The organism is Duganella sp. S19_KUP01_CR8, assembly GCF_036688705.1.
Lineage (GTDB): Bacteria > Pseudomonadota > Gammaproteobacteria > Burkholderiales > Burkholderiaceae_D > Rugamonas.
In genome coordinates, this window is the sequence record NZ_JAQQPR010000019.1 from 47487 (window position 1) to 67894 (window position 20408).

Annotated in this window: 16 protein-coding genes and 1 pseudogene; 6 read left to right on the forward strand and 11 right to left on the reverse strand. The window is 64.3% G+C overall.

The window, feature by feature from the left end; genetic code table 11:
* Nucleotides 1-13: 13 nt before the first annotated feature.
* The 7 genes from aroA to gyrA form a co-directional block, all read right to left on the reverse strand.
* On the reverse strand, nt 14-1327 hold the full coding sequence (aroA, locus tag V6M89_RS19415) for a 3-phosphoshikimate 1-carboxyvinyltransferase (protein WP_332854708.1): 1314 nt from the start codon (nt 1325-1327) through the stop codon (nt 14-16).
* 73 nt (nt 1328-1400) lie between these two features.
* The gene (locus V6M89_RS19420) at nt 1401-2330 is read right to left on the reverse strand and encodes a prephenate dehydrogenase (RefSeq protein WP_332854709.1); all 930 of its coding nucleotides are present in this window, start codon (nt 2328-2330) and stop codon (nt 1401-1403) included.
* 2 nt (nt 2331-2332) lie between these two features.
* A complete protein-coding gene (hisC, locus tag V6M89_RS19425) occupies nt 2333-3442 on the reverse strand; it encodes a histidinol-phosphate transaminase (protein ID WP_332854710.1) in 1110 nt (369 codons plus the stop codon).
* Between the two features lie 26 nt (nt 3443-3468).
* Nucleotides 3469-4542, reverse strand: coding sequence for a prephenate dehydratase (gene pheA / locus V6M89_RS19430; RefSeq protein ID WP_332854711.1), 1074 nt, complete (start codon nt 4540-4542; stop codon nt 3469-3471).
* A 7-nt stretch (nt 4543-4549) separates the two neighbouring features.
* Nucleotides 4550-5650, reverse strand: a complete 1101-nt coding sequence (serC, locus tag V6M89_RS19435) for a 3-phosphoserine/phosphohydroxythreonine transaminase (RefSeq protein WP_332854712.1) — start codon at nt 5648-5650, stop codon at nt 4550-4552.
* A 10-nt stretch (nt 5651-5660) separates the two neighbouring features.
* Nucleotides 5661-6200, reverse strand: coding sequence for a DUF2059 domain-containing protein (locus V6M89_RS19440; protein WP_332854713.1), 540 nt, complete (start codon nt 6198-6200; stop codon nt 5661-5663).
* Between the two features lie 122 nt (nt 6201-6322).
* Complete coding sequence (gene gyrA / locus V6M89_RS19445) at nt 6323-8983, reverse strand: DNA gyrase subunit A (RefSeq protein WP_116992865.1); 2661 nt, start codon at nt 8981-8983, stop codon at nt 6323-6325.
* A gap of 438 nt (nt 8984-9421) precedes the next feature.
* Here gyrA and ompA point away from each other — a divergent pair, with 438 nt between their 5' ends.
* The 6 genes and pseudogenes from ompA to V6M89_RS19475 all read left to right on the forward strand — a co-directional run bounded on the left by ompA (nt 9422) and on the right by V6M89_RS19475 (nt 14931).
* Nucleotides 9422-10135, forward strand: coding sequence for an outer membrane protein OmpA (gene ompA, locus V6M89_RS19450; protein WP_332854714.1), 714 nt, complete (start codon nt 9422-9424; stop codon nt 10133-10135).
* Nucleotides 10136-10782: 647 nt separating this feature from the next.
* Nucleotides 10783-10881 (forward strand): annotated as a pseudogene (locus tag V6M89_RS30430) (PEPxxWA-CTERM sorting domain-containing protein); the annotation flags it as partial.
* Between the two features lie 135 nt (nt 10882-11016).
* Nucleotides 11017-11712 (forward strand): bifunctional 2-polyprenyl-6-hydroxyphenol methylase/3-demethylubiquinol 3-O-methyltransferase UbiG, encoded by a 696-nt coding sequence (gene ubiG, locus V6M89_RS19460; RefSeq protein ID WP_116992863.1) that lies wholly within the window; start codon nt 11017-11019, stop codon nt 11710-11712.
* A gap of 7 nt (nt 11713-11719) precedes the next feature.
* Nucleotides 11720-12412: an HAD-IA family hydrolase gene (locus V6M89_RS19465; RefSeq protein ID WP_332854716.1), complete on the forward strand. Its 693-nt coding sequence runs from the start codon at nt 11720-11722 to the stop codon at nt 12410-12412.
* Between the two features lie 219 nt (nt 12413-12631).
* Nucleotides 12632-13669, forward strand: a complete 1038-nt coding sequence (locus tag V6M89_RS19470; RefSeq protein WP_332854717.1) for a hypothetical protein — start codon at nt 12632-12634, stop codon at nt 13667-13669.
* A 149-nt stretch (nt 13670-13818) separates the two neighbouring features.
* A complete protein-coding gene (locus V6M89_RS19475) occupies nt 13819-14931 on the forward strand; it encodes a hypothetical protein (RefSeq protein ID WP_332854718.1) in 1113 nt (370 codons plus the stop codon).
* On the opposite strand, the gene V6M89_RS19480 is transcribed toward V6M89_RS19475, so the two are convergent.
* The 4 genes from V6M89_RS19480 to V6M89_RS19495 are packed head-to-tail and all read right to left on the reverse strand — an operon-like array spanning nt 14928 to nt 20405.
* Complete coding sequence (locus V6M89_RS19480) at nt 14928-18065, reverse strand: efflux RND transporter permease subunit (RefSeq protein WP_332854719.1); 3138 nt, start codon at nt 18063-18065, stop codon at nt 14928-14930. The genes V6M89_RS19475 and V6M89_RS19480 overlap by 4 nt on opposite strands.
* Nucleotides 18062-19273, reverse strand: a complete 1212-nt coding sequence (locus V6M89_RS19485) for an efflux RND transporter periplasmic adaptor subunit (RefSeq protein ID WP_332854720.1) — start codon at nt 19271-19273, stop codon at nt 18062-18064. Before V6M89_RS19485 ends, V6M89_RS19480 begins: the two co-directional genes overlap by 4 nt.
* Nucleotides 19270-19680: an ExbD/TolR family protein gene (locus V6M89_RS19490; RefSeq protein WP_332854721.1), complete on the reverse strand. Its 411-nt coding sequence runs from the start codon at nt 19678-19680 to the stop codon at nt 19270-19272. Before V6M89_RS19490 ends, V6M89_RS19485 begins: the two co-directional genes overlap by 4 nt.
* Nucleotides 19680-20405, reverse strand: coding sequence for a MotA/TolQ/ExbB proton channel family protein (locus V6M89_RS19495; RefSeq protein WP_332854722.1), 726 nt, complete (start codon nt 20403-20405; stop codon nt 19680-19682). Before V6M89_RS19495 ends, V6M89_RS19490 begins: the two co-directional genes overlap by 1 nt.
* Nucleotides 20406-20408: the final 3 nt, after the last annotated feature.

Genomic DNA, 20408 nt, shown 5'->3' on the forward strand with positions numbered 1-20408 from the left:
TAATCTACTTTATTTATTTTGCTATAGCGGCAAATGCCGCGAAATACTCGGGGAAGGTCTTGCCCACGCATTTAGGATCGTTGATGCGCATGACATTACCCTTGCGCGCGGCGCCGTCCAGCGACACCAGCGAGAAGCACATCGCCATGCGGTGATCGTCGTAGGTGTCGATAGTAGCAGGCGTGATGACGGCAGGCGGCGTGACCTTGATGTAGTCGGCCCCCTCCTCCACGATGGCGCCGACCTTGCGCAGCTCGATCGCCATGGCGGCGATGCGGTCGGTTTCCTTGACCCGCCAGCTGGCGATGTTGCGCAGCGTGCTGGTGCCGTCGGCGTACAGCGCGGCGATGGCGATGGTCATCGCCGCATCGGGGATGTGGTTGAAGTCGGCGTCGATGGCTTTCAGCACGCCGTTCGATTTGGCCTCGATCCAGTTGTCGCCCATGGTGATCTGCACGCCCATCTGCTCCAGCGCGGCGGCGAAGCGCACGTCGCCCTGGATGCTGTCCTTGCCCACGCCTTCGACCCGCACCGGGCCGCCGGCGATCGCGCCGGCCGCCAGGAAGTAGGACGCCGACGAGGCATCGCCTTCGACGTGGATGGTGCCCGGCGACTGGTAGACCTGGCCGGGCTGGATGGTGAACGACTCCCAGCCGTTCTGCTCGACCGTCACGCCGAAGCGGCGGATCAGGTTCAGCGTGATTTCGATGTAGGGCTTGGAGATCAGCTCGCCGACCACGTCGATGGAGATCGCGTGTTCGCGCGCCATCAGCGGCGCCACCATCAGCAGCGCGGTCAGGAACTGGCTGGACACATCGCCGCGCACCGACAGGCGCTGCGCGTGGATCTTGCCCTGCTTGATGTGCAGCGGCGGGAAGCCTGGGTTGCCGGTGTATTCGACGTTGGTGCCGGCGGCGTTCAGCGCATCGACCAGGTCGCCGATCGGACGCTCGTGCATGCGCGGCACGCCGTGCAGCGTGTAGTCGCCGCCGATCACGGCCAACGCCGCGGTCAGCGGACGGATCGCGGTGCCGGCGTTGCCCATGAAGAGATCGGCCGATTTGTTCGGCAGCACGCCGGCCACGCCCTTGACGTGGTGGATGGTGCCGGTGGCGGTTTTCTCTTCGGTCCACTGCACGCCCAGCGAGCGCAGCGCGGCCAGCATGACGGCCGTGTCGTCCGAGGCCAGCAGGTCGACGATGGCGACGTCGCCCTGCGATAGCGCGGACAACAGCAGGATGCGGTTGGAGATGGATTTGGAGCCTGGCAGGCGCACCGCGCCTTGAACATGGGCGACGGGTTGGAGATCGATAAATTCGTGGTTCATGCTGTTCCGTTCTAAAGTGTGCGGCGCCCGCAAAACCCGCACTGCGCGGCGGCCGGGGTCTGACCCCACGGGGTCAGCCCCCTTGGTTTGCGGGGTTCGGCGGCGCCTCGGCCGCCTCGATCGCTGTAATCCACTGGTGGCGGGCGCGCTGGGCGTTGCTGTACACGCTCTCCAGCCCTGCCCCGTCACCGGCGGCCAGACGGGCGCGCAGGCCCGTCAATTGTGCCAGATAAGCATCCAGCTCCGTCAACAACGCCGACTGGTTGGCCAGGCTAATGTCGCGCCACATTTCGGGCGACGATCCCGCGATCCTTGTGAAATCGCGGAAGCCGCTGGCCGCATACTGGAACAGTAAATCTGCATGCGGTTTGTTCGCGATGTCGTCCACCAGCGCATACGCCAGCAAATGCGGCAAATGGCTTACGGCGGCAAACACCTTGTCATGTTCTTGCGGCGTCAAACGATGGATGATCGCATCGCAGGCGCGCCACGCGGCCGCCACACGCTCGACATCCACCGCCGCGTTTTCATCCAATGCCGTCAGCACCACCTTCTTGCCGACGTACAGATCGTCGATCGCCGCCTCGGGACCATTGGTCTCGCGGCCGGCGATCGGATGGCCCGGCACGAACTGGGCGATCTTGCCGCCCAGCGCGCGCCGCGCCGAGGCCACCACGTCGCACTTGGTGCTGCCGGCGTCGGTGACCACGGTACCAGGCTGCAAATGCGGCGCAAGCGCCGCCAGGATCGCTTCGGTCTGCGCCACCGGCGCGGCCAGCAGCACCAGGTCGGCGCCGTCCAGCGCCTCGGCCATCGTGCAGCCGCCACCGCCCGCATCGGCTACACCGATGACGTCGATGATGCCCAACTCCTGCGCGCGTTTCAGCGAGGCGGCGGACCGCCCCATGCCGACCACGCTGCCGACGGCGCCGGCCTTCTTCAGCGACCGCGCAAACGATCCGCCGATCAGGCCCACGCCAAAGATGACGACCTTGTTCAACATTCTTACTCCGCCAATGCCTTGGTCAGCGCCGCGATCAGCACCGCGTTCTCCTGCGGCAGGCCGATGGAAATGCGCAGCCACTCCGGCAGGCCGTAGTTACCGACCGGACGCACGATCACGCCCTGCTTCAACAGCGCCAGGTTGACGCGCGCGCCGGCGCCCGCATCGTCGCCGACCTTGACCAGCACGAAATTGCCGTACGACGGCACATACTGCAGGCCCAGTTTGTCGAACGCCTCGGTGAACTGCTGGTAGCCGGCGGCGTTGTTGGTCGCGCTCTGCGCCAGGAAGGCCTTGTCGTTGAGCGCCGCGATGGCCGCTGCCTGCGCCATCGAGTTGACGTTGAACGGCTGGCGGATGCGGTTCATCAGGTCCGTCAACGCCGGCTGGGCGATGCCGAAGCCCACGCGCAAACCGGCCAGGCCGTAAGCCTTGGAGAAGGTGCGCGAGACCAGCAGGTTGGGATACTTCTTGACCCAGGAAGCCGATTCGAACTGGTTTTCTTGCGCCAGGAATTCGTTGTAGGCCTCGTCCAGCACCACCACCACATTGGCCGGCACCTGGTCCAGGAAGGCCTGGATGTCGGCGGCCGGGATGAAGGTGCCGGTCGGGTTGTTCGGGTTGGCGATGAAGACCAGGCGCGTGTCGTCCTGGATCGCGGCCAGCATGGCCGGCAGGTCATGGCCGTAGTCCTTGGCCGGGACCACGATGTGGCGCGCACCGACGCCCTGGGTCGCCAGCGCGTACACGGCGAACGAGTACTGCGAGTACACCACCGACTGGCCGCGCTCAACGAAGGCGTGGGCGGCGATTTCCAGGATGTCGTTGCTGCCATTGCCCAGCGTGATCCACTCGGCCGGCACGTCGTAGCGCTTGGACAGCGCGCCCTTCAAGTCGAAACCGTTGGCGTCCGGGTAGCGGCCCAGGTCCGCGGCGGCGGCGGTCATCGCCTGCACTGCCGACGGCGGCACGCCGAACGGGTTCTCGTTCGACGCCAGCTTGACGATGGCTGCTTCATCGAGGCCAAATTCGCGCGCGACTTCCGCAATCGGTTTGCCGGCCTGGTAAGGAGCGATAGCGCGGACGTATTCGGGGCCGTAGTTCTTGGGCATGATCTCTCTCTATTTTGAAGTGAAAATTAGGTCAGGCTGACCGGGTAGGAACCCAGCACCTTGAAGAAGGCGGCATTGCCTTGCAATTCTTCCAGCGCCTTGGCCACGCCTTCGTCCTGCACATGGCCTTCGACGTCGACGTAGAAGTAGTACTCCCACGTGCCGGTGCGGGCCGGGCGCGACTCGAAGCGCGTCATCGACACATTGTGGCGGGCCAGCGAACCAAGCAGGCGGTAGATCGAACCGGCCTTGTGCGGCGCGGCCAGCGCCAGCGAGGTGCGGTCCTTGCCCGACGGGCCGGCCTGCAACTGGCCGATCACGGCGAAGCGGGTGCGGTTGTGCGGATCGTCCTGGATGTTGGCCTTGACCGTGCCCAGGCTGTAGCGCACGCCCGCGCGCTCGCCGGCGATGGCGGCGATGCTGTGGTCGTCGCGCGCCATGCGGGCCGCCTCGGCGTTGGACGAGACGGCGCGGCGCTCGATGTCCGGGTAGTTGTTGTTCAGCCAGATCTGGCACTGCGCCAGCGCCTGCGCGTGGGCGCAGATGGCGGTGACGCCGTCCATATTGCCGGTGCCGGTCAGCAGGCTGTGGCGCACCGCCAGCGACACTTCGCCGCTGATCGACAGCGAGGTATGCAGCAGCAGGTCCAGCGTGCGGCCGATGGCGCCTTCGGTCGAGTTCTCGACCGGCACCACGCCGAATTCGGCGGTGCCGGCCTCGGTGGCGCGGAACACTTCGTCGATCGACGAGCAAGGCAGCACATCGACGGCGGTGCCGAACTGCTGGTACGCGGCCTGCTCGGTGTAGGTGCCGGCCGGGCCGAGGAAGGCGATGGTGACGCGTTTCTCCAGCGAGCGGCAGGCGGACATGATCTCGCGCCAGATGGTTTGCAGCTCGGTGTCGCCCATCGGCCCGGGATTGCGCTCGGCCACGCCGCGCAGCACCTGCGCCTCGCGTTCGGGACGGAATACCGGGGCGTTGGTCTCGGCCTTGACGTGGCCGACCTGCTGCGCCACTTTGGCGCGCTGGTTCAACAGGTCGAGGATCTGGGCATCGATGGCGTCGATCTGCTCGCGCAAGGGTGTCAGTTTGTCGTTCATGATGGGTTTATTTTCCGGTGCCCGCACTGGCGGCGAATTCGTTCAAGTAGTCTACGAGCGCTTGCACGCCCTCGATAGGCATCGCGTTGTAGATCGATGCGCGCATACCGCCGACGGACTTGTGGCCCTTCAGTTGCAGCAGGCCGCGCGCTTTGGCGCCGGCCAGGAATGCTTCATTCCGACTTTCATCCTTCAGGTAGAAGGGAACGTTCATGCGCGAGCGGCTGGTTTTCGCTACGCGGGTCTGGTAAAAATCGCTGGCGTCCAGCGCGTCGTACAGCAGCTTGGCCTTGGCGATGGCGCGTTGCTCCATCTCGGCCACGCCGCCCTGCTGCTTCAGCCATTGGAACACCAGGCCGGCGATGTAGATGCCGTAGGTGGGCGGCGTGTTGTACATCGATTCGTTGTCGGCCACCAGCTTGAAGTCGAACGCCGACGGGCAGGCCGGCAGCGCCTTGCCCAGCAGGTCTTCGCGCACGATGACGATGGTGACGCCGGCCGGGCCGATGTTCTTCTGGGCGCCGGCGAAAATCAGGCCGTACCTGGAGACGTCGATGCGGCGCGACAGGATGTGCGAGGACATGTCGGCCACCAGCAGCACGCCTTCCTGCGCTGCCGGCACGCCGGCGTCGAAGTCGAACTCGATGCCGTCGATGGTCTCGTTGGTGCACAAGTGCAGATAGGCGGCGCCGGGCGTGAGCTTCCACTCCGACTGCGGCGGCACCGACGTCATCGACGAGGCGGCGACGTTCACGTTGGCGTACTTGGCGGCTTCCTTGATGGATTTGCCCGACCACGAACCGGTATGGATGAAATCGATGGTCGCTGGCTGCGGCTTGTGGCCGACGAGGTTCAGCGGCACCAGGGCGTTCTGCGACAATCCGCCGCCCTGCATGAACAAGATCTTGTAGTTGTCCGGTACTGCCAGCAGCTCGCGCAGATCGCGCTCGGCCGCCTTGTAAATCGAAATAAACTCCGGTCCGCGGTGGCTCATCTCCATGACAGACATGCCGCTGCCATGCCAGTCCAGCATTTCGGCAGCGGCTTGCGCCAGCACTTCCTTCGGCAATACGGCGGGGCCGGCGGAAAAATTATAGATATGAGTCACGTTGCGGTCCTTATTTGGTGGCTTGTTTTTGTTCCTGCAGTTTCTGGATCAGCGGCGTGATGCGGCGCGCCGCGACCTGCTGGCCGATCTGCATCGCCTCGGCCGTCAGCTTGGGCATGGTGGCCAGCATCTTGGCGCCGATCGGGGTGCGGTAGAAAGCGGCGATCTGTTTCAGCTCGTCGGCGCTGTAGGTGCGCGCGTACAGCGGCAAGGTTTCGGTCAGGATGTCCTCGATCAGGGCCGGATCGTTCATCGCGCCCTGCAGCACGCCGACGGCGGCCGGCAGCTCGGTATCCAACTTGGCCAGCTCCTGCTGTTTCTGCTCGGGCGTGCTCTTCGGGTTGCCCTTGATGGCCGCCTCGGCGCCGGCGCGCATCGACTGGCCGATGCCCTGCGACATCTGCTGCATCACGCCGGTCATCAGCGTGCGGTAGTTCATCGCGTCGAACAGTTCTTTCGCGGCCGCCGTGGAGGCGGCGTCGGCCTGCGCGAACGCGGGAGCGCTGACCAGGGCGAACGCGGCAACGATACTTGCTACAATTTTTTTCATAGTCGTCTCAAAAGTTCGTTCGAAAATAAAAAGCGGGATCAGTCTTATTGTCGCATTTATCCGCGCAATAAACCTGACCCCGCTCTCCCCGGACCTGGGTCCGGGGCGGTGTGTGCTAGGACTTACTCAGCAGGAGCTTCGTCTGGCTGAGCGTCGTCCGGCTTGGCGTCAGGACCCGGTTCCAGCTCGACTTCGTCGATATCGGTCTCCACCACGCGTTGCAGGCCCGACAGCTTGGTGCCGTCTTCGACCGCGATCAGGGTCACGCCTTGCGTGGCGCGGCCCATCTCGCGGATCTCGGAAACGCGGGTGCGTATCAGCACGCCGCCGGTGGTGATCAGCATGATTTCGTCGGTCGAATCGACCAGCGTCGCCGCCACTACCCTGCCGTTACGCTCGGAGGTCTGGATCGCGATCATGCCCTTGGTGCCGCGGCCGTGGCGGGTGTACTCGGTGATCGGAGTACGCTTGCCGAAGCCGTTCTCGGTTGCCGTCAGCACCGATTGCTGCTCGTTTTCCGCCACCAGCAGCGCGATCACGCGCTGGCCTTCGTCCAGGTTCATGCCGCGCACGCCGCGGGCGTTGCGGCCCATCGGACGCACATCGTTCTCGTCGAAGCGCACCGCCTTGCCGGCGTCGGAGAACAGCATCACGTCATGCTGGCCGTCGGTCAGCGCGGCGCCGATCAGGAAGTCGCCCTCGTCCAGGTCGACCGCGATGATGCCGGCCTTGCGTGGATTGCTGAAGTCCTTCAGCGGCGTCTTCTTCACGGTGCCCAGGCTGGTCGACATGAACACGTAGTGGTCTTCAGGGAAGACGCGGTTATCGCCGGACAGCGGCAGGATAACGGTGATCTTCTCATTGTCCGCCAGCGGGAACATGTTGACGATAGGCTTGCCGCGCGAGTTGCGCGAACCTTGCGGCACTTCCCATACCTTGAGCCAGTACATGCGGCCGCGGTTGGAGAAGCACAGGATGTAGTCGTGCGTGTTGGCGATGAACAGCTGGTCGATCCAGTCTTCTTCTTTGGTCGCCATGGCCTGCTTGCCGCGTCCGCCGCGTTTCTGCGCGCGGTACTCGGTGATCGGCTGCGCCTTCATATAGCCGGTGTGCGACAGGGTCACCACCATGTCCTGCGGCGTGATCAGGTCTTCGGTGCCGAGGTCGGTCGCGTTGTGCTCGATGTTGGAGCGGCGCGGATCCTTCTGCGGGTCGCCGAATTCGTTGACCACGTGGGTCATCTCGTCGGTGATGATGGTGGTCACGCGTTCCGGCTTGGACAGGATGTCCAGCAGGTCGGCGATCTCGGCCATCACGTCCTTGTATTCGTTGACGATCTTGTCCTGTTCCAGGCCGGTCAGGCGTTGCAGGCGCATCTGCAGAATCTCTTGCGCCTGGTCGTCGGACAGCTTGTACATGCCGTCCTGCTGCATGCCGTAGTGTTTCGGCAGGTGCTCCGGACGGAAGGCATCGATGCCGCCGATGGTGGTGCCGTCGGCGGTGCGGGCCAGCATCTCGCGCACCAGCGACGAATCCCAGGAACGTTCCATCAGGCCGGTTTTCGCGACCGGCGGGGTCGGCGCGGCCTTGATGATGGCGATGAAGTCGTCGATATTGGCCAGTGCCACGGCCAGGCCTTCCAGCACGTGGCCGCGCTCGCGCGCCTTGCGCAGCTCGAACACGGTGCGGCGCGTGACCACTTCGCGGCGGTGCGACAGGAAGCACTGCAGCATTTCCTTCAGGTTCAGCAGGCGCGGCTGGCCGTCGACCAGCGCCACCATGTTCATGCCGAAGGTGTCCTGCAATTGCGTCTGCTTGTACAGGTTGTTGAGCACCACTTCCGGCACTTCGCCGCGCTTCAGCTCGATGACCACGCGCATGCCCGACTTGTCGGACTCGTCGCGGATGTCGGAAATGCCTTCGAGCTTCTTGTCGCGCACGTTTTCGGCGATGCGTTCCAGCAGCGATTTCTTGTTGACCTGGTACGGCAGCTCGTCAACGATGATGGCCGTGCGGCCGCCGTCCTTGCCGTACTCTTCGTAGTGGGTCTTGGCGCGCATCACCACGCGGCCGCGGCCGGTGCGGTAGCCGTCGCGCACGCCGGAGACGCCGTAGATGGTGCCGCCGGTCGGGAAGTCCGGCGCCGGGATCAGTTCGATCAGCTCGTCGATCGAGCAGGTCGGATTGCGCAGCACGTGCAGCGCGCCGGCGATCACTTCGTGCAGATTGTGCGGCGGGATGTTGGTCGCCATGCCGACCGCGATACCGGACGAGCCGTTAATCAGCAGGTTCGGGATGCGGGTCGGCAGCACCGTCGGTTCTTTTTCCTTGCCGTCGTAGTTGGGCTGGAAGTCGACGGTTTCCTTGTCGATGTCGGCCAGCAGCTCGGCGGAAATCTTGTCCAGGCGGCACTCGGTGTAACGCATCGCCGCGGCGCCGTCGCCGTCGACCGAACCGAAGTTGCCCTGGCCGTCGACCAGCATGTAGCGCAGCGAGAAGTCCTGCGCCATCCGGACCAGCGTGTCGTAAATCGACGCGTCGCCGTGCGGGTGGTACTTACCCATCGTCTCGCCCACCACACGGGCGCATTTGACGTAAGGGCGATTCCACACGTTGTTCATTTCGTGCATCGCGAAGAGGACCCGGCGGTGCACCGGCTTGAGGCCGTCGCGCACGTCCGGCAAGGCGCGGCCGACGATCACGCTCATGGCGTAATCGAGGTAGCTCTTGCGCATCTCTTCTTCGAGGGAAATAGGGATTGTTTCTTTTGCGAATTGATCCATTGGCGGGTCGACTGATCTTTGACTGTGGTTTATTAAGCAATGTATGCCGCACTTACTGCATTTCTAGCGTCGCCCCTCACTACGGACAGGCAAGCGTGCGATTTTAGCATGCGCGCACAGCAACCAGCACAATTCCGGCGCAGCCCCGCTACGACAGGGAGCGCGCACGTTGTAACGCCATGTAATATTCATGACACATTACTCAATTATTATCGATAATCACGTTGCAACAAAACAACATTTTGGTCGGAATCAAAAAGGAGTCGTGTTGGACCCTTTTCACGACCAAACATAGCTTGTGGCAAAATGGATTAGAAGTTAATTGCTCGTTTCGCAATCGGGAGACAGGCGTGACGCCCCTGCGTGGTAGAATTCGCCCCACGTATTACTACGTCGCGCAGTTTTTCTGCGGATATCACCCCCGAAAGGAAGAAAAATATGAAAAAACTGATTTCGATGTTGGCCGTATCGGCTGCATTCGCTGGTTCGGCTATCGCACAAACCGCTCCAACCGCTCCTCCGTATGCTCCAGTTACCCAGGACATCAAGGCAGCAACCCCTAAGAGCGCATACGTTCAGGATGCTCGCGGCGTTATCGCCCGCGACCCGTTCGGCCTGTGCTGGCGCACCGGCTACTGGACCCCGGCTGATGCCGTTCCAGGTTGCGATCTGCCACTGTGCGTCGAGCCAGAGAAACTGGTTGACGGCAAGTGCGTCGCTCCAGTCGTTCCAGCTGCACCAGCTCCAGCAGCACCAGCGCCGGCACCGGCACCTAAGCCAGTCGTCGCCGTGCCTACCGCACAAAAAGTCAGCTTCGCAGCCGACGCGTTCTTCGACTTCGACAAAGCCGTTCTGAAACCAGAAGGCAAGGCGAAACTGGACGACGTGACCTCGAAACTGGGTTCGATCAACCTGGAAGTCATCATCGCCGTCGGCCACACCGACTCCGTTGGTAGCGATGAATACAACCAGAAGCTGTCGGTACGCCGCGCTGAAGCCGTCAAAGCCTACATCATCTCCAAAGGCGTTGAAGCCAACCGCGTGTACACCGAAGGCAAAGGCGAGAAGCAACCTGTAGCAGACAACAAAACTGCTGAAGGCCGCGCCAAGAACCGTCGCGTAGAAATCGAAGTCGTCGGCACCAGCAAGTAAGCCGCCGCACTTTCCGGCCCGCCACGGCGGGCCGTGCAATGCCGTTCAGGTCATGCCTGAACGGCATTTTTTTTCGCCAACCCTTCCCAAAAATCAACAATAGTTGTGGCGGGCGCGCATCAATTCAAGAATATAAGTGTAAAAAACAAAACTAAATTATCCTATTGGTAATATATTTTGCTATCCTAGTGATGACACATAATCAAATGTGTTACTGATACACAACCCTAGGGGATCATAAAATGAAATCAGTTATCGCAGCTTTCTGCATCACCGCAGCAATGGCAGCCGCGTCCGCACAAGCGAGCTCGGTTGATCTGTCGACCTTCGCCGTGTCCGGCAGCGGCGTGACCAGCACCAACTACGCATCAGTCTCCGGCACCTCGTCGGTCAGCGGCGCCGTAACGGGCATGACTTCGTTCGACTGGAATTTCACCGCCGGCGACTACATGCCGTATAACGACTACTCGTTCTTCATCACCACCGCCAGCGGCACCGTCTACCTGTCGAATGTCGCCGCGGTCGGCGACTTCGGCACCACCGGCTGGCAGACCTACACGCTGGGCACGCCGTATTCCGGCGTGGTGACGTTTGGCGTGGCCAACGATCAAGACGGCATCAATCCGTCGCACCTGGAAGTGCGCAACGTCATGGCCGTGCCGGAACCTGAAACCTATGCAATGATGCTGGCCGGCCTGGCCATGGTCGGCGCCATCGCGCGCCGCCGCGCCCGCGCCGCCGCCTGACGCCATCAGTGCGCCGTATCCGATGCCGCCCGGCGCCAGCCCGGCGGCATTTTTATTGGCTGCGCAAACGTCGCGGCGGGAGTATTTTTGTGGCCGCTGCTTTAGAATAGCGGCATGCCCACACCAACACTGTCTATGAACGCCGATCCCTTAGAGCTGCAAAAATTCTCCGACCTCGCCCATCGCTGGTGGGATCCGACCTCCGAGTTCCGTCCGCTGCACGAAATCAACCCGCTGCGCCTGGAATGGATCAACGCGCGCGCGCCGCTGGCCGGCAAGAACGTGATCGACATCGGCTGCGGCGGCGGCATCCTGAGCGAATCGATGGCGCGCAAGGGCGCCAAGGTGACCGGCATCGACCTGTCGGAAAAAGCGCTCAAGGTGGCCGACCTGCACAGCCTGGAATCGGGCGTGGCGGTGCGCTACAAGCTGATCGCCGCCGAAGAGATGGCGGCCCAGGAGGCGGGCCAGTACGACGTCGTCACCTGCATGGAGATGCTGGAGCACGTGCCCGATCCGAGCGCCATCGTGCGCGCCGCCGCCACCCTGGTCAAGCCGGGCGGCCACGTGTTCTTCTCTACGCTGAACCGCAACCCCAAGGCCTATCTGTTCGCCATCCTGGGCGCCGAATACCTGCTGCGCATGCTGCCCAAGGGCACCCACGACTACGACAAGTTCATCACGCCGTCCGAGCTGTCGCAATACATCCGCAGCGCCGGTCTCGACGTGCAGGGTTTCAAGGGCATGGGCTACAACCCGCTGACCAAGATCTATTCCCTGAACGAAGACACCAGCGTCAACTACCTGGTCGCCACCACCCGTCCGCTGTAAAGTACCCATGAACCAGATCAATCCTCCGCGCGCCATCCTGTTCGACCTCGACGGCACGCTGGCCGACACCGCCCCCGACCTGGCGGCCGCCGTCAACCTGCTGCGCACCGAGCGCGGCCTGGAACCGACCGCCTACGAACTGCTGCGCCCGACCGCTTCGGCCGGCGCGCGCGGCATGATAGGCGCGGCCTTCGGCCTGAAGCCGGAGGACGACGGCTTCATCCCGCTGCGCGACGGCTTCTTCGCCAACTACCAGGCGGCGATGGCGGTGCACAGCTCGCTGTTCCCCGGCATCGTCGAGCTGCTGGCCGGCATCGAGCAGGCCGGGCTGCAATGGGGCATCGTCACCAACAAGCCGGCCCGCTTCACCGATCCGCTGCTGCCGCAGATCGGCCTGGCGCACGCGGCCTGCGTGGTCTCGGGCGACACCACGGCGCACGCCAAGCCGCACCCGGCGCCGCTGTTCGAAGCGGCCGCCCGCCTCGGCCTGGCGCCGGAGCAATGCTGGTACGTGGGCGACGACCTGCGCGACATCCAGGCCGGCAAGGCCGCCGCCATGCCGACCATCGCCTGCGGCTGGGGCTACTGCGGCCCGGTGGAGCCGCAAGGCTGGCAGGCCGACTATCTGTTTGATAGTCCTTCGCAACTATTGGTACTCTTGCAAGAGTCGTTATCCGGAAGATCCGAACTGGCCGCATAATATTGGCGATCTTGCATTTGATAACGCTAACCGTTGTATAGACGAGTCATTGGTATCGCTGCCATTTGAAGAGGCACACTAATCAGTTGTTCAAGGAGTTTAACTACGCAATAATCGGCACCGACTGCGTAGTATTACTTATTTCCTGCAAGCCACACACTCGCTGAATGGGAAGGGAGACAGTCACCACACTATCTCAACTTTCCAATCAGGAGTTTTATGACTTATCCTGAGCTGGCTGCCACGACCTCGCAGCCTCACTCTGAGCAGTTCGCTGTCTTAGCCTCTCCCCTGTCCGAACCGGGCGCGCCGCAAAGCTGGATGGTCAGCGTGGCCAACGCCAAATTCCACTGGTATGACCTGGTGGCCGGCTTCCAGCAAGCCCCGGACATCCGCGACCCGATCGGCCGCTACCAGCGCCGCATGCAGTTCGAGCTGGAGGCGGCCGCGGCCCAGCGCCACCTGTTCTTCGCTGTCGTCCGCCCACGCGTGCGCTTCGACATCAAGGGCACGATCCAGTGGGGCTTCTTCTCGCTCAAGCTGACGCTGCCGCTGCTGCTGGGCGCGGACGAGGCCAGGGAGAGCATCACCATCGAGCTCAAGGTGCCGTTCGCAGCCACCATGAAAAAGCCGACCGTGACGCTGACGCCGAACTTCGTCACCCTGAACTGGGGCGGCCTGATCGAAGCGCTCTCCATCCACGACATCCTGCAAACCTACGCCCACACGCTGAAGATCCCGAGCAAGGTGGTGTATGTCGGCCAGACCCGCGACGACGAGGCCCGCCTCGGCAAGGGGCGCCTGCCGGCGCTGCAAAAGCTGCATGCGCAGCACAACGAGCATTTCGACATGCTGCTGCTGGTGCAGCAGCTGGACGTGCAAGTGAGCTGCGCCGACGGCGATCCGGCCGAAGCGCCGCACAACGCCCACCCGCTGGCGGCCGACACCTTGCTGGCCGAACGCATGGACGTGATCGAGGCGACGCTGTCGAGCTATTTCGAGGGCGCCAACGCCACTACCCGCAACCAGGAGCAGCGCCTGATGCGCGCCGCCCGCCTGACCGAAGTCCAGGCCGAGCACAACCTTGTCCAGTTCACCATCGACCTGCAATACGAGGATACCGGGCGCTACAAATACCTGTGCTCCGAGCGCGCGGCCAGCGCCAAGCGCCACCTGCTGAGCTGCCACATCGCCAACGGCCAGGCCATGGCCGCGCCCATGCCGCTGCCGCCGGCGGCGAAACACGCCAAGTCCTGAGTCCGCTTGCCGGCGCGCGCGTGCGCGCCGGCCTCCGCAGTGTTACATTGTGGAGAGAATTCACATCGTGCTTACTTGCAATATGGAAATATCTGCAGGGACGTACTATACTGTGGGCAACCAATACTTGAGACCCTGGAGCGCACGCCATGACGAGCGATTACAAAGCCATAATCGCTGATGACGACTATCCCGATCCGTCCCCGGACGAGTTGGGCGTGGGCGCATTGTTCGCCGAGGCGCCGGAGCCGTTCCATGACTTGATGGCCACCGCGCCGGCCGAGCAGATCGGCGAGCTGCTGCCCTTGACGCCGCAGCGCACCAACGCGCCGCAAACCTGGGCGGTGACCGTGGCCGACGCCAAATTCCACTGGTACGACCTGGTGGCCGGCTTCCCCGAGATTCCCGACATCCGCGACCCGGTCGGCCGCCACCTGCGCCGCATGCAGTTCGACCTGGAAGCGACGATGGAGAAACGGCTGATCTTCTTCGCCATCAACCGTCCGCGCGTACGCTTCGACACCAGCCGCAGCACCAGCTGGGGCTTCTTCTCGCTCAAGCTGACGGTGCCCATCCTGGTGGGCGCCGAGGAAAAGCGCGACAGCGTCACGCTGGACCTGGAAGTGCCGTTCGCCGCCACGCTGAAGAAACCGAGCGTGGTGGTCACCGAGCGCTTCATCACCCTTAACTGGGGCGGCCTGATCGAGGCGCTGTCGATCCACGACGTGCTGCAGCACTACGAGAATTCGCTGGCCTTCCAGAGCAAGGTGCAATACGTCGGCCAGACCAAGGATCCGCTCGGCCGCCTGGCGCGCGCGCGCCTGCCGGCGGTGCAGCGCATCCACCAGCAGCACAACGAGGACAACGACATGCTGCTGCTGATCCAGCGCATGAACGTGGAAGTGATCTCCGACGACGGCGACCCGGCCGAGCTGCCCGCCAACGACAACCCGGTGGCGGCCGATGTACTGATGAAGGACCGCATCGACGTCATCGAATGCGCGCTGATACGCTACTTCGAAGGCCCGGAGATGCACGGCCGCAGCGACAAGGAAGCCGACATCCGCAAGCAGCGCGTGCGCCAGATCAAGGAAACCAACAAGCTGGATATCTTCCGCATCGACCTGCGGCTGGACGATCCGGGCAAGTACCACGACCTGTTTTCCAAGCACGCGCCGGTGTCGCGCAACCACATCCTCGACTGCACCATCGTCGACGGCGACGTGCTGGTCACGCGCGTGCAGGAAAAGGTCAAGCCTTAGGCTGCAGCCGGCTGCGGCCGCACCAGCGTGACGCTGGCGCCGCGTTCGGCCATCTGCTGGTCGGTCATCGGACCGCTGCCGCTGTAGCGGTCCAGCAGCAGGTAGATCACCGGCGTGATGTACAGCGTGATCACCTGCGAAAACAGCAAGCCCCCCACCACCGCCAAGCCTAGCGGCTGGCGCAACTCGGCGCCGGCGCCCCAGCCGAATGCCAGCGGCAAGGCGCCCATCAACGCCGCCAGCGTGGTCATCATGATGGGACGGAAGCGCTGGATGCAGGCGGCGCGGATCGCCTCGGCCGCCGCCACGCCATGCGCGCGCTGCGCGTCCAGCGCGAAGTCGATCATCATGATGGCGTTCTTCTTGACGATCCCGATCAGCATCAGGATGCCGATGGTGGCGATCAGGGTCAACTCCATGTCGAACAGCCGCAGCGTGATCAGCGCCCCCACCGCCGCCGACGGCAGCCCGGCCAGTATGGTCAGCGGATGGATATAGCTTTCGTACAGCACCACCAGCAGCACATAGATCACCAGCACCGCGATCGCGATCAGCACCAGTTGGCTCGACTGGGTGTCCTGGAACACCGCCGCCTCGCCGCCGTACCTGGTGACGATGGACGCCGGCAGCTGCACCTCCCTGCCGATCGCCGCGATGCGGCCGGTGGCGTCGCCCAGCGCCACGCCCGGCGCCAGGTTGAACGACAAGGTCACCGCCTGCAGCTGGCCCTGGTGATTGACCGCGGTCGGCCCGACCGCCCGCACCACGCTGGCAAAGCTGGACAGCTGCACCAGCGCGCCGCCCGTGCCGCGCACGCTGACCTGGTTGAGCGACTGGTCGAACTGGCGGTCGGCCGCCTCCATGATCACCTGGTAGCTGGCGCTGGGCGCGTAGATGGTGGAGATCTGGCGGTCGCCGAAGCCCAGGTACAGCGCGCTGCGCAAGCCCGCCATCTGCACGCCGAGGCCATTGGCCTTGTCGCGGTCGATGTCCAGCCTGGCCTGCAAGCCCTTGTTCTGGGTGTCGCTGGTGACGTCGCGGAACAGCGGATCGGCGCGCATCGCCAGCAGCACCTTGTCGGCCCAGCCCTCGAGCGCGTCCGGCGCCACGCTTTGCAGCGTGTACTGATAGCGGCTCTTGCTGGTGCGCCCGCCCAGCTGCAGGTTCTGCATGGGACTCAGGTAGACCGCGATGCCGGGCACGGTGCGCGCCGCGCGCCGCAGCGAATCGAGCGTATCGGCCAGGTTGGCGCGCTCGCCCTTGGGTTTCAGCGTCAGGATCAGGCGCCCGCTGGAGCTGCTGTTGCCGCCGCCCGGGCCGCCGGCGCCGGTGAACGACAGCACGCCCTGCACATTGGGATCGGCCTGCATCGCCTGCGCCACCTGCGCCTGCAGCGCCATCAGCGCCGGCATCGAGACGTCCTCCGACGCTTCGGTGATGACGCGGATGCGGCCCAGGTCTTCCTCCGGGAAGAAGCCTTTGGGGATGGTCTGGTACAGCACCACCGTCAGCACCAGGCTGGCCAGCGCCGTCAGCAGCACCACGTTGCGGTGCCGCAGGCCCCAGTCCAGCGAGCGTTCGTAGCCCCGGCTCAAGCGCGCGAAGCCGGCTTCGAAGGCGTTGGTGACGGCGTTGCCGCGAGTGTGCGCGGCGTCTTCGTGCGTCAGCAGGCGGCTGGCCAGCATCGGCACCAGCGTCAGCGACACCACCGCCGACACCAGCACCGCCAGCGACACCACCACCGCGAATTCATGGAACAGCAGGCCGATCACCCCGGGCATGAAGAAGATCGGAATGAACACCGCCACCAGCGAGACCGAGATCGAGACGATGGTGAAGCCCATCTCTTTCGAGCCGTTGAGCGCGGCCTTCAGCGGCGGCTCGCCCTGCTCGATGTGGCGCACGATATTTTCCAGCACGACGATGGCGTCGTCCACCACCAGTCCGACCGCCAGCGTGATGCCCAGCAGCGAGACGTTGTCCAGGCTATAGCCGGCCCAGTAGAACAGCACCATCGCGCCGAGCAGGGAGATCGGCAGCGTGACCGCCGGGATCAGCGTGGCCGACAGGCGGCGCAGGAACAGGAAGATCACCAGCACCACCAGCACCACCGTCAACGCCAGCGTGAGGTTGACGTCGTGGATGGCGTCGCGGATCGACAGCGAACTGTCGCCGCTGAGCGTGACGGCGATCGACGCCGGCAACTGCGCCTGCAACTGCGGCAGCAGCTTGCGCACCGCGTCCACCACTTTCACCGTATTGGCGTTGGGTTGGCGCTGCACCTGCAGCACCACCGAGCTGGCGCCGTTGTAGTTGGCGCTGGTGCGCACGGATTGATAGCTGTCCGCCAGCGATGCCACTTCCTTCAATCGGATCGGCAGGCCGTTGCGGTTGGCGATAATCAGTTCGCCGAACTGCGCGGCCTTCATCAGGCGGGCGTCGGCCTGGATGGTCAGCGTCTGGTCCGGGCCTTCGATGATGCCCAGCGGTGAGTTGGAATTGGCCGCCTTGACGGCGTTGGCCAGTTCGTCCAGCGTGATGTTGCGGGCGTTGAGGCGTTCGAGATTGGCGCGCACCCGCACCGCAAAGCGCTTCTGGCCGTTGACGTTGACCTGGGCTACCCCGTCCAACGTGGCGAGGCTGGGCGCGATCAGGTTTTCGGCGTAGTCGTTCAATTCGGTCAGGCCCAGCGACGGCGAGTTCAGGACGATGAACAAGGTCGGGCCGTCGGCCGGATTGGTCTTGCGATAGGACGGCAGCTCCGTCACTTCGGGCGGCAGTGCGCGCTGGGCGCGCAGCAGCGCCGCCTGCACGTCCAGCGCGGCGACGTTGATGTCGATGCTGGGGTCGAACTCCAGCGTCAGCGTAGTGGTGCCGGACGAGCTGCTGGAGGTGATCAGATTCAGGCCGCCGATGGTGGCGAACTGCTTCTCCAGCGGCAGCGCCACCGACGACGCCATGGTCTCCGGGCTGGCGCCGGGCAGGTCGGCGTTGACGTTGATGACCGGCGTGTTATAGCTGGGCAGCGCGGCCACCGGCAGCCGCAGGCAGGCCAGGATACCGGCCGCGATCAGCGACAGCGACAGCACGATCACCAGCGCCGGACGGCGTATGCATAATTCGGAAATGTTCATTGCGTGCTCCCGCCGGCGTCGGCCACCAGCCGATCCTGGTTATCCTGGTTGATGCGGACCTTGGCGCCGGGTTTCAGATTCTGCTTGCCTTCGACGATGATGCGCTCGCCGCCTTCAAGGCCGGAGACGACGGCCAGCTTGCCGAAGGCGTGCAGCACGCGCACCTTGCGCGGCTGCGCCAGCTGGTCGGCGCCGACCGAGTACACCAGCGCGCCGTCCGGCCGCGTGACGATGGCCGCCAGCGGAACGACGACAGCGTCGCGCATGGTCTCCAGCGTGATGCGGGCATGCACGTATTGGCCCGGCCACAGCCGCGTATCGGCATTGTCGAATTGAGCCTTGACGCGGATGGTGCCGGCCGTCGGATCGACCGCGCTGTCGATAAAACTAAGCTTGCCCTTCAGCGTGACCTCCGCCAGCTGCGCGCTGACGGCGACCGCGCCGGCCTTCTGGCCGTTCAGCAGGCCGGCCAGGCCGCTCTCCGGCACGGTGAAGCTGACGGCGATGGGGTTGATCTGCGTGACCGTGGCCAGCGCCGCATTGGCCTGTACCAGGCTGCCGGCAAACACATTGACCGCCCCTACCCTGCCCGCCGACGGCGCGCGGATGGCGGTGTAGCTCAGGTCCACTTGCGCCGAGCGCAGCGCGGCCTGGTCGGCCTGCAGCAAGGCGCGCTGGCTTTCGACCTGGGTTTGCAGACTGTCTGCCGCACTGACGGAGATGAAGTGCTGGGCCGCCAGTTCCTGGCTGCGCTTGAACTGGCGTTCCAGGTCGGCCAGCGTGGCGTGGTCGCGCACCAGTTGCGCCTGGGCGCGATCCAGCGCCGCGCGTTCGCTGCGGTCGTCCAACGCGAACAGCAAAGCGCCGGCGGCGACGAATTGTCCTTCCTTCACGTGCACCTGCGTCAGCAGGCGCGTGACATGCGGGCGGATCTCCACGGTATTCAGCGGCACCACGGTGCCATTGGCCTCCAGCTCGATCGGCACGTCGCGCCGCTGGGCGGGCGCCAGCCGCACCATCGGCACGCCGCCGCGCGCCGGAGCGGCCGGCGCCGCGACCTTGCCGGCCGCCGATGGCGCCGATGCTGCCGGCGTCCCGGTATCGGCCAACGCCAATTGCGGGCGGCCCAGCGCGACATAGCCGATCGCCGTCAGCGACGCCAGCGCCGCGACGGCCGCCAGCACCACGTTCACAGGCTTCGCCTTCAACCTCCCGGCTCCGTCAGCACCGACAGCTTGGCCACGCCGGAACGCTGGATATTGGCGATCACCTTGGCCACGGCGCGATACGGCACGCCCTGGTCGGCTTGCAGGCTCAGTGCCAGCTCAGGGTCCTTGGTCACCAGCTCTTTCAGTTCCGGCTCCAGCGCCGCCGGCTCCACCTCGCGCTTGTCGATGAAGATCTTGTTGCTGCCGTCGATGCTGACTGTCACCGACTTCGACGGATGGTCCGGCGTGGTGGTCGAGGTCTTGGGCAGGTTGATGCGCACCGCATTATTGAGCAGCGGTGCGGTCAGGATAAAAGTCACCAGCAGCACCAGCATCACATCCACCAACGGAGTGATGTTGATCTCGCTGACCACGTCGCTACTATCCCTACCAGTCGAGAAGGCCATTATGCGTATGCTCCCTGTTGCGGCGCGCTTGCCGGACGGGCCGTCTGCGGCGTGGCCTTGGACGCGGGCCGCGTGACGCGGAAGCCGTTCTTCTGCGCCAGGTTGACGAAGTCGGTGGCGTAGTTATCCAGCTCGGCGGCCGTCACCTTCAGGCGGCGCACATAGAAGTTGAACGCCAGGACCGCAGGCACCGCCACCGCGATGCCGACGCCGGTGGCGATCAGCGCCTCGCCGATCGGGCCGGCCACCACGTCGATGCTGGCGGAGCCGCTCTTGCCGATCGCGCCCAGCGCATGAATGATGCCGAACACGGTGCCGAACAAGCCAACGAACGGCGCCGTGCTGCCGATCGACGCCAGCACCGCCAGCCCGCTTTCCAGCGACTGGTACTCCTTCTGGATTTGCTGGCGCAGGTGGCGTTCCAGCAGCTCCTGCCTGTCCCAGCTATGTTCCAGGTCGCTGCTGGCGTCGCCCGATTCGCTCACATGCAGCGCCGCGAAACCGACATTGGCCAGGCGCGATTTCGGACTGGCGTCGCTGGCCAGCGCGCTGGCGGCATCCAGCGTGCTGGCGCTCCAGAACTGCTTGGTAAATTGTTTATCCCGTTTCCCGAGGCGGTAGTGCTGCACACCCTTGGCCAGTATCAGCACCCAGGTAATGACGGAGAACAGCACCAGTGCGTAAAGGGCGCCTTGAACAATAAGATCTAAGTAGTAGGTAGACATGGA

Bases quoted from the DNA above. Each gene is read 5' to 3' on its own strand.
- aroA (WP_332854708.1), bottom strand. From the start codon at position 1,327: ATGAACCACGAATTTATCGATCTCCAACCCGTCGCCCATGTTCAAGGC.
- V6M89_RS19420 (WP_332854709.1), bottom strand. From the start codon at position 2,330: ATGTTGAACAAGGTCGTCATCTTTGGCGTGGGCCTGATCGGCGGATCG.
- hisC (WP_332854710.1), bottom strand. From the start codon at position 3,442: ATGCCCAAGAACTACGGCCCCGAATACGTCCGCGCTATCGCTCCTTAC.
- pheA (WP_332854711.1), bottom strand. From the start codon at position 4,542: ATGAACGACAAACTGACACCCTTGCGCGAGCAGATCGACGCCATCGAT.
- V6M89_RS19440 (WP_332854713.1), bottom strand. From the start codon at position 6,200: ATGAAAAAAATTGTAGCAAGTATCGTTGCCGCGTTCGCCCTGGTCAGC.
- gyrA (WP_116992865.1), bottom strand. From the start codon at position 8,983: ATGGATCAATTCGCAAAAGAAACAATCCCTATTTCCCTCGAAGAAGAG.
- ompA (WP_332854714.1), top strand. From the start codon at position 9,422: ATGAAAAAACTGATTTCGATGTTGGCCGTATCGGCTGCATTCGCTGGT.
- ubiG (WP_116992863.1), top strand. From the start codon at position 11,017: ATGAACGCCGATCCCTTAGAGCTGCAAAAATTCTCCGACCTCGCCCAT.
- V6M89_RS19465 (WP_332854716.1), top strand. From the start codon at position 11,720: ATGAACCAGATCAATCCTCCGCGCGCCATCCTGTTCGACCTCGACGGC.
- V6M89_RS19470 (WP_332854717.1), top strand. From the start codon at position 12,632: ATGACTTATCCTGAGCTGGCTGCCACGACCTCGCAGCCTCACTCTGAG.
- V6M89_RS19475 (WP_332854718.1), top strand. From the start codon at position 13,819: ATGACGAGCGATTACAAAGCCATAATCGCTGATGACGACTATCCCGAT.
- V6M89_RS19480 (WP_332854719.1), bottom strand. From the start codon at position 18,065: ATGAACATTTCCGAATTATGCATACGCCGTCCGGCGCTGGTGATCGTG.
- V6M89_RS19490 (WP_332854721.1), bottom strand. From the start codon at position 19,680: ATGGCCTTCTCGACTGGTAGGGATAGTAGCGACGTGGTCAGCGAGATC.
- V6M89_RS19495 (WP_332854722.1), bottom strand. From the start codon at position 20,405: ATGTCTACCTACTACTTAGATCTTATTGTTCAAGGCGCCCTTTACGCA.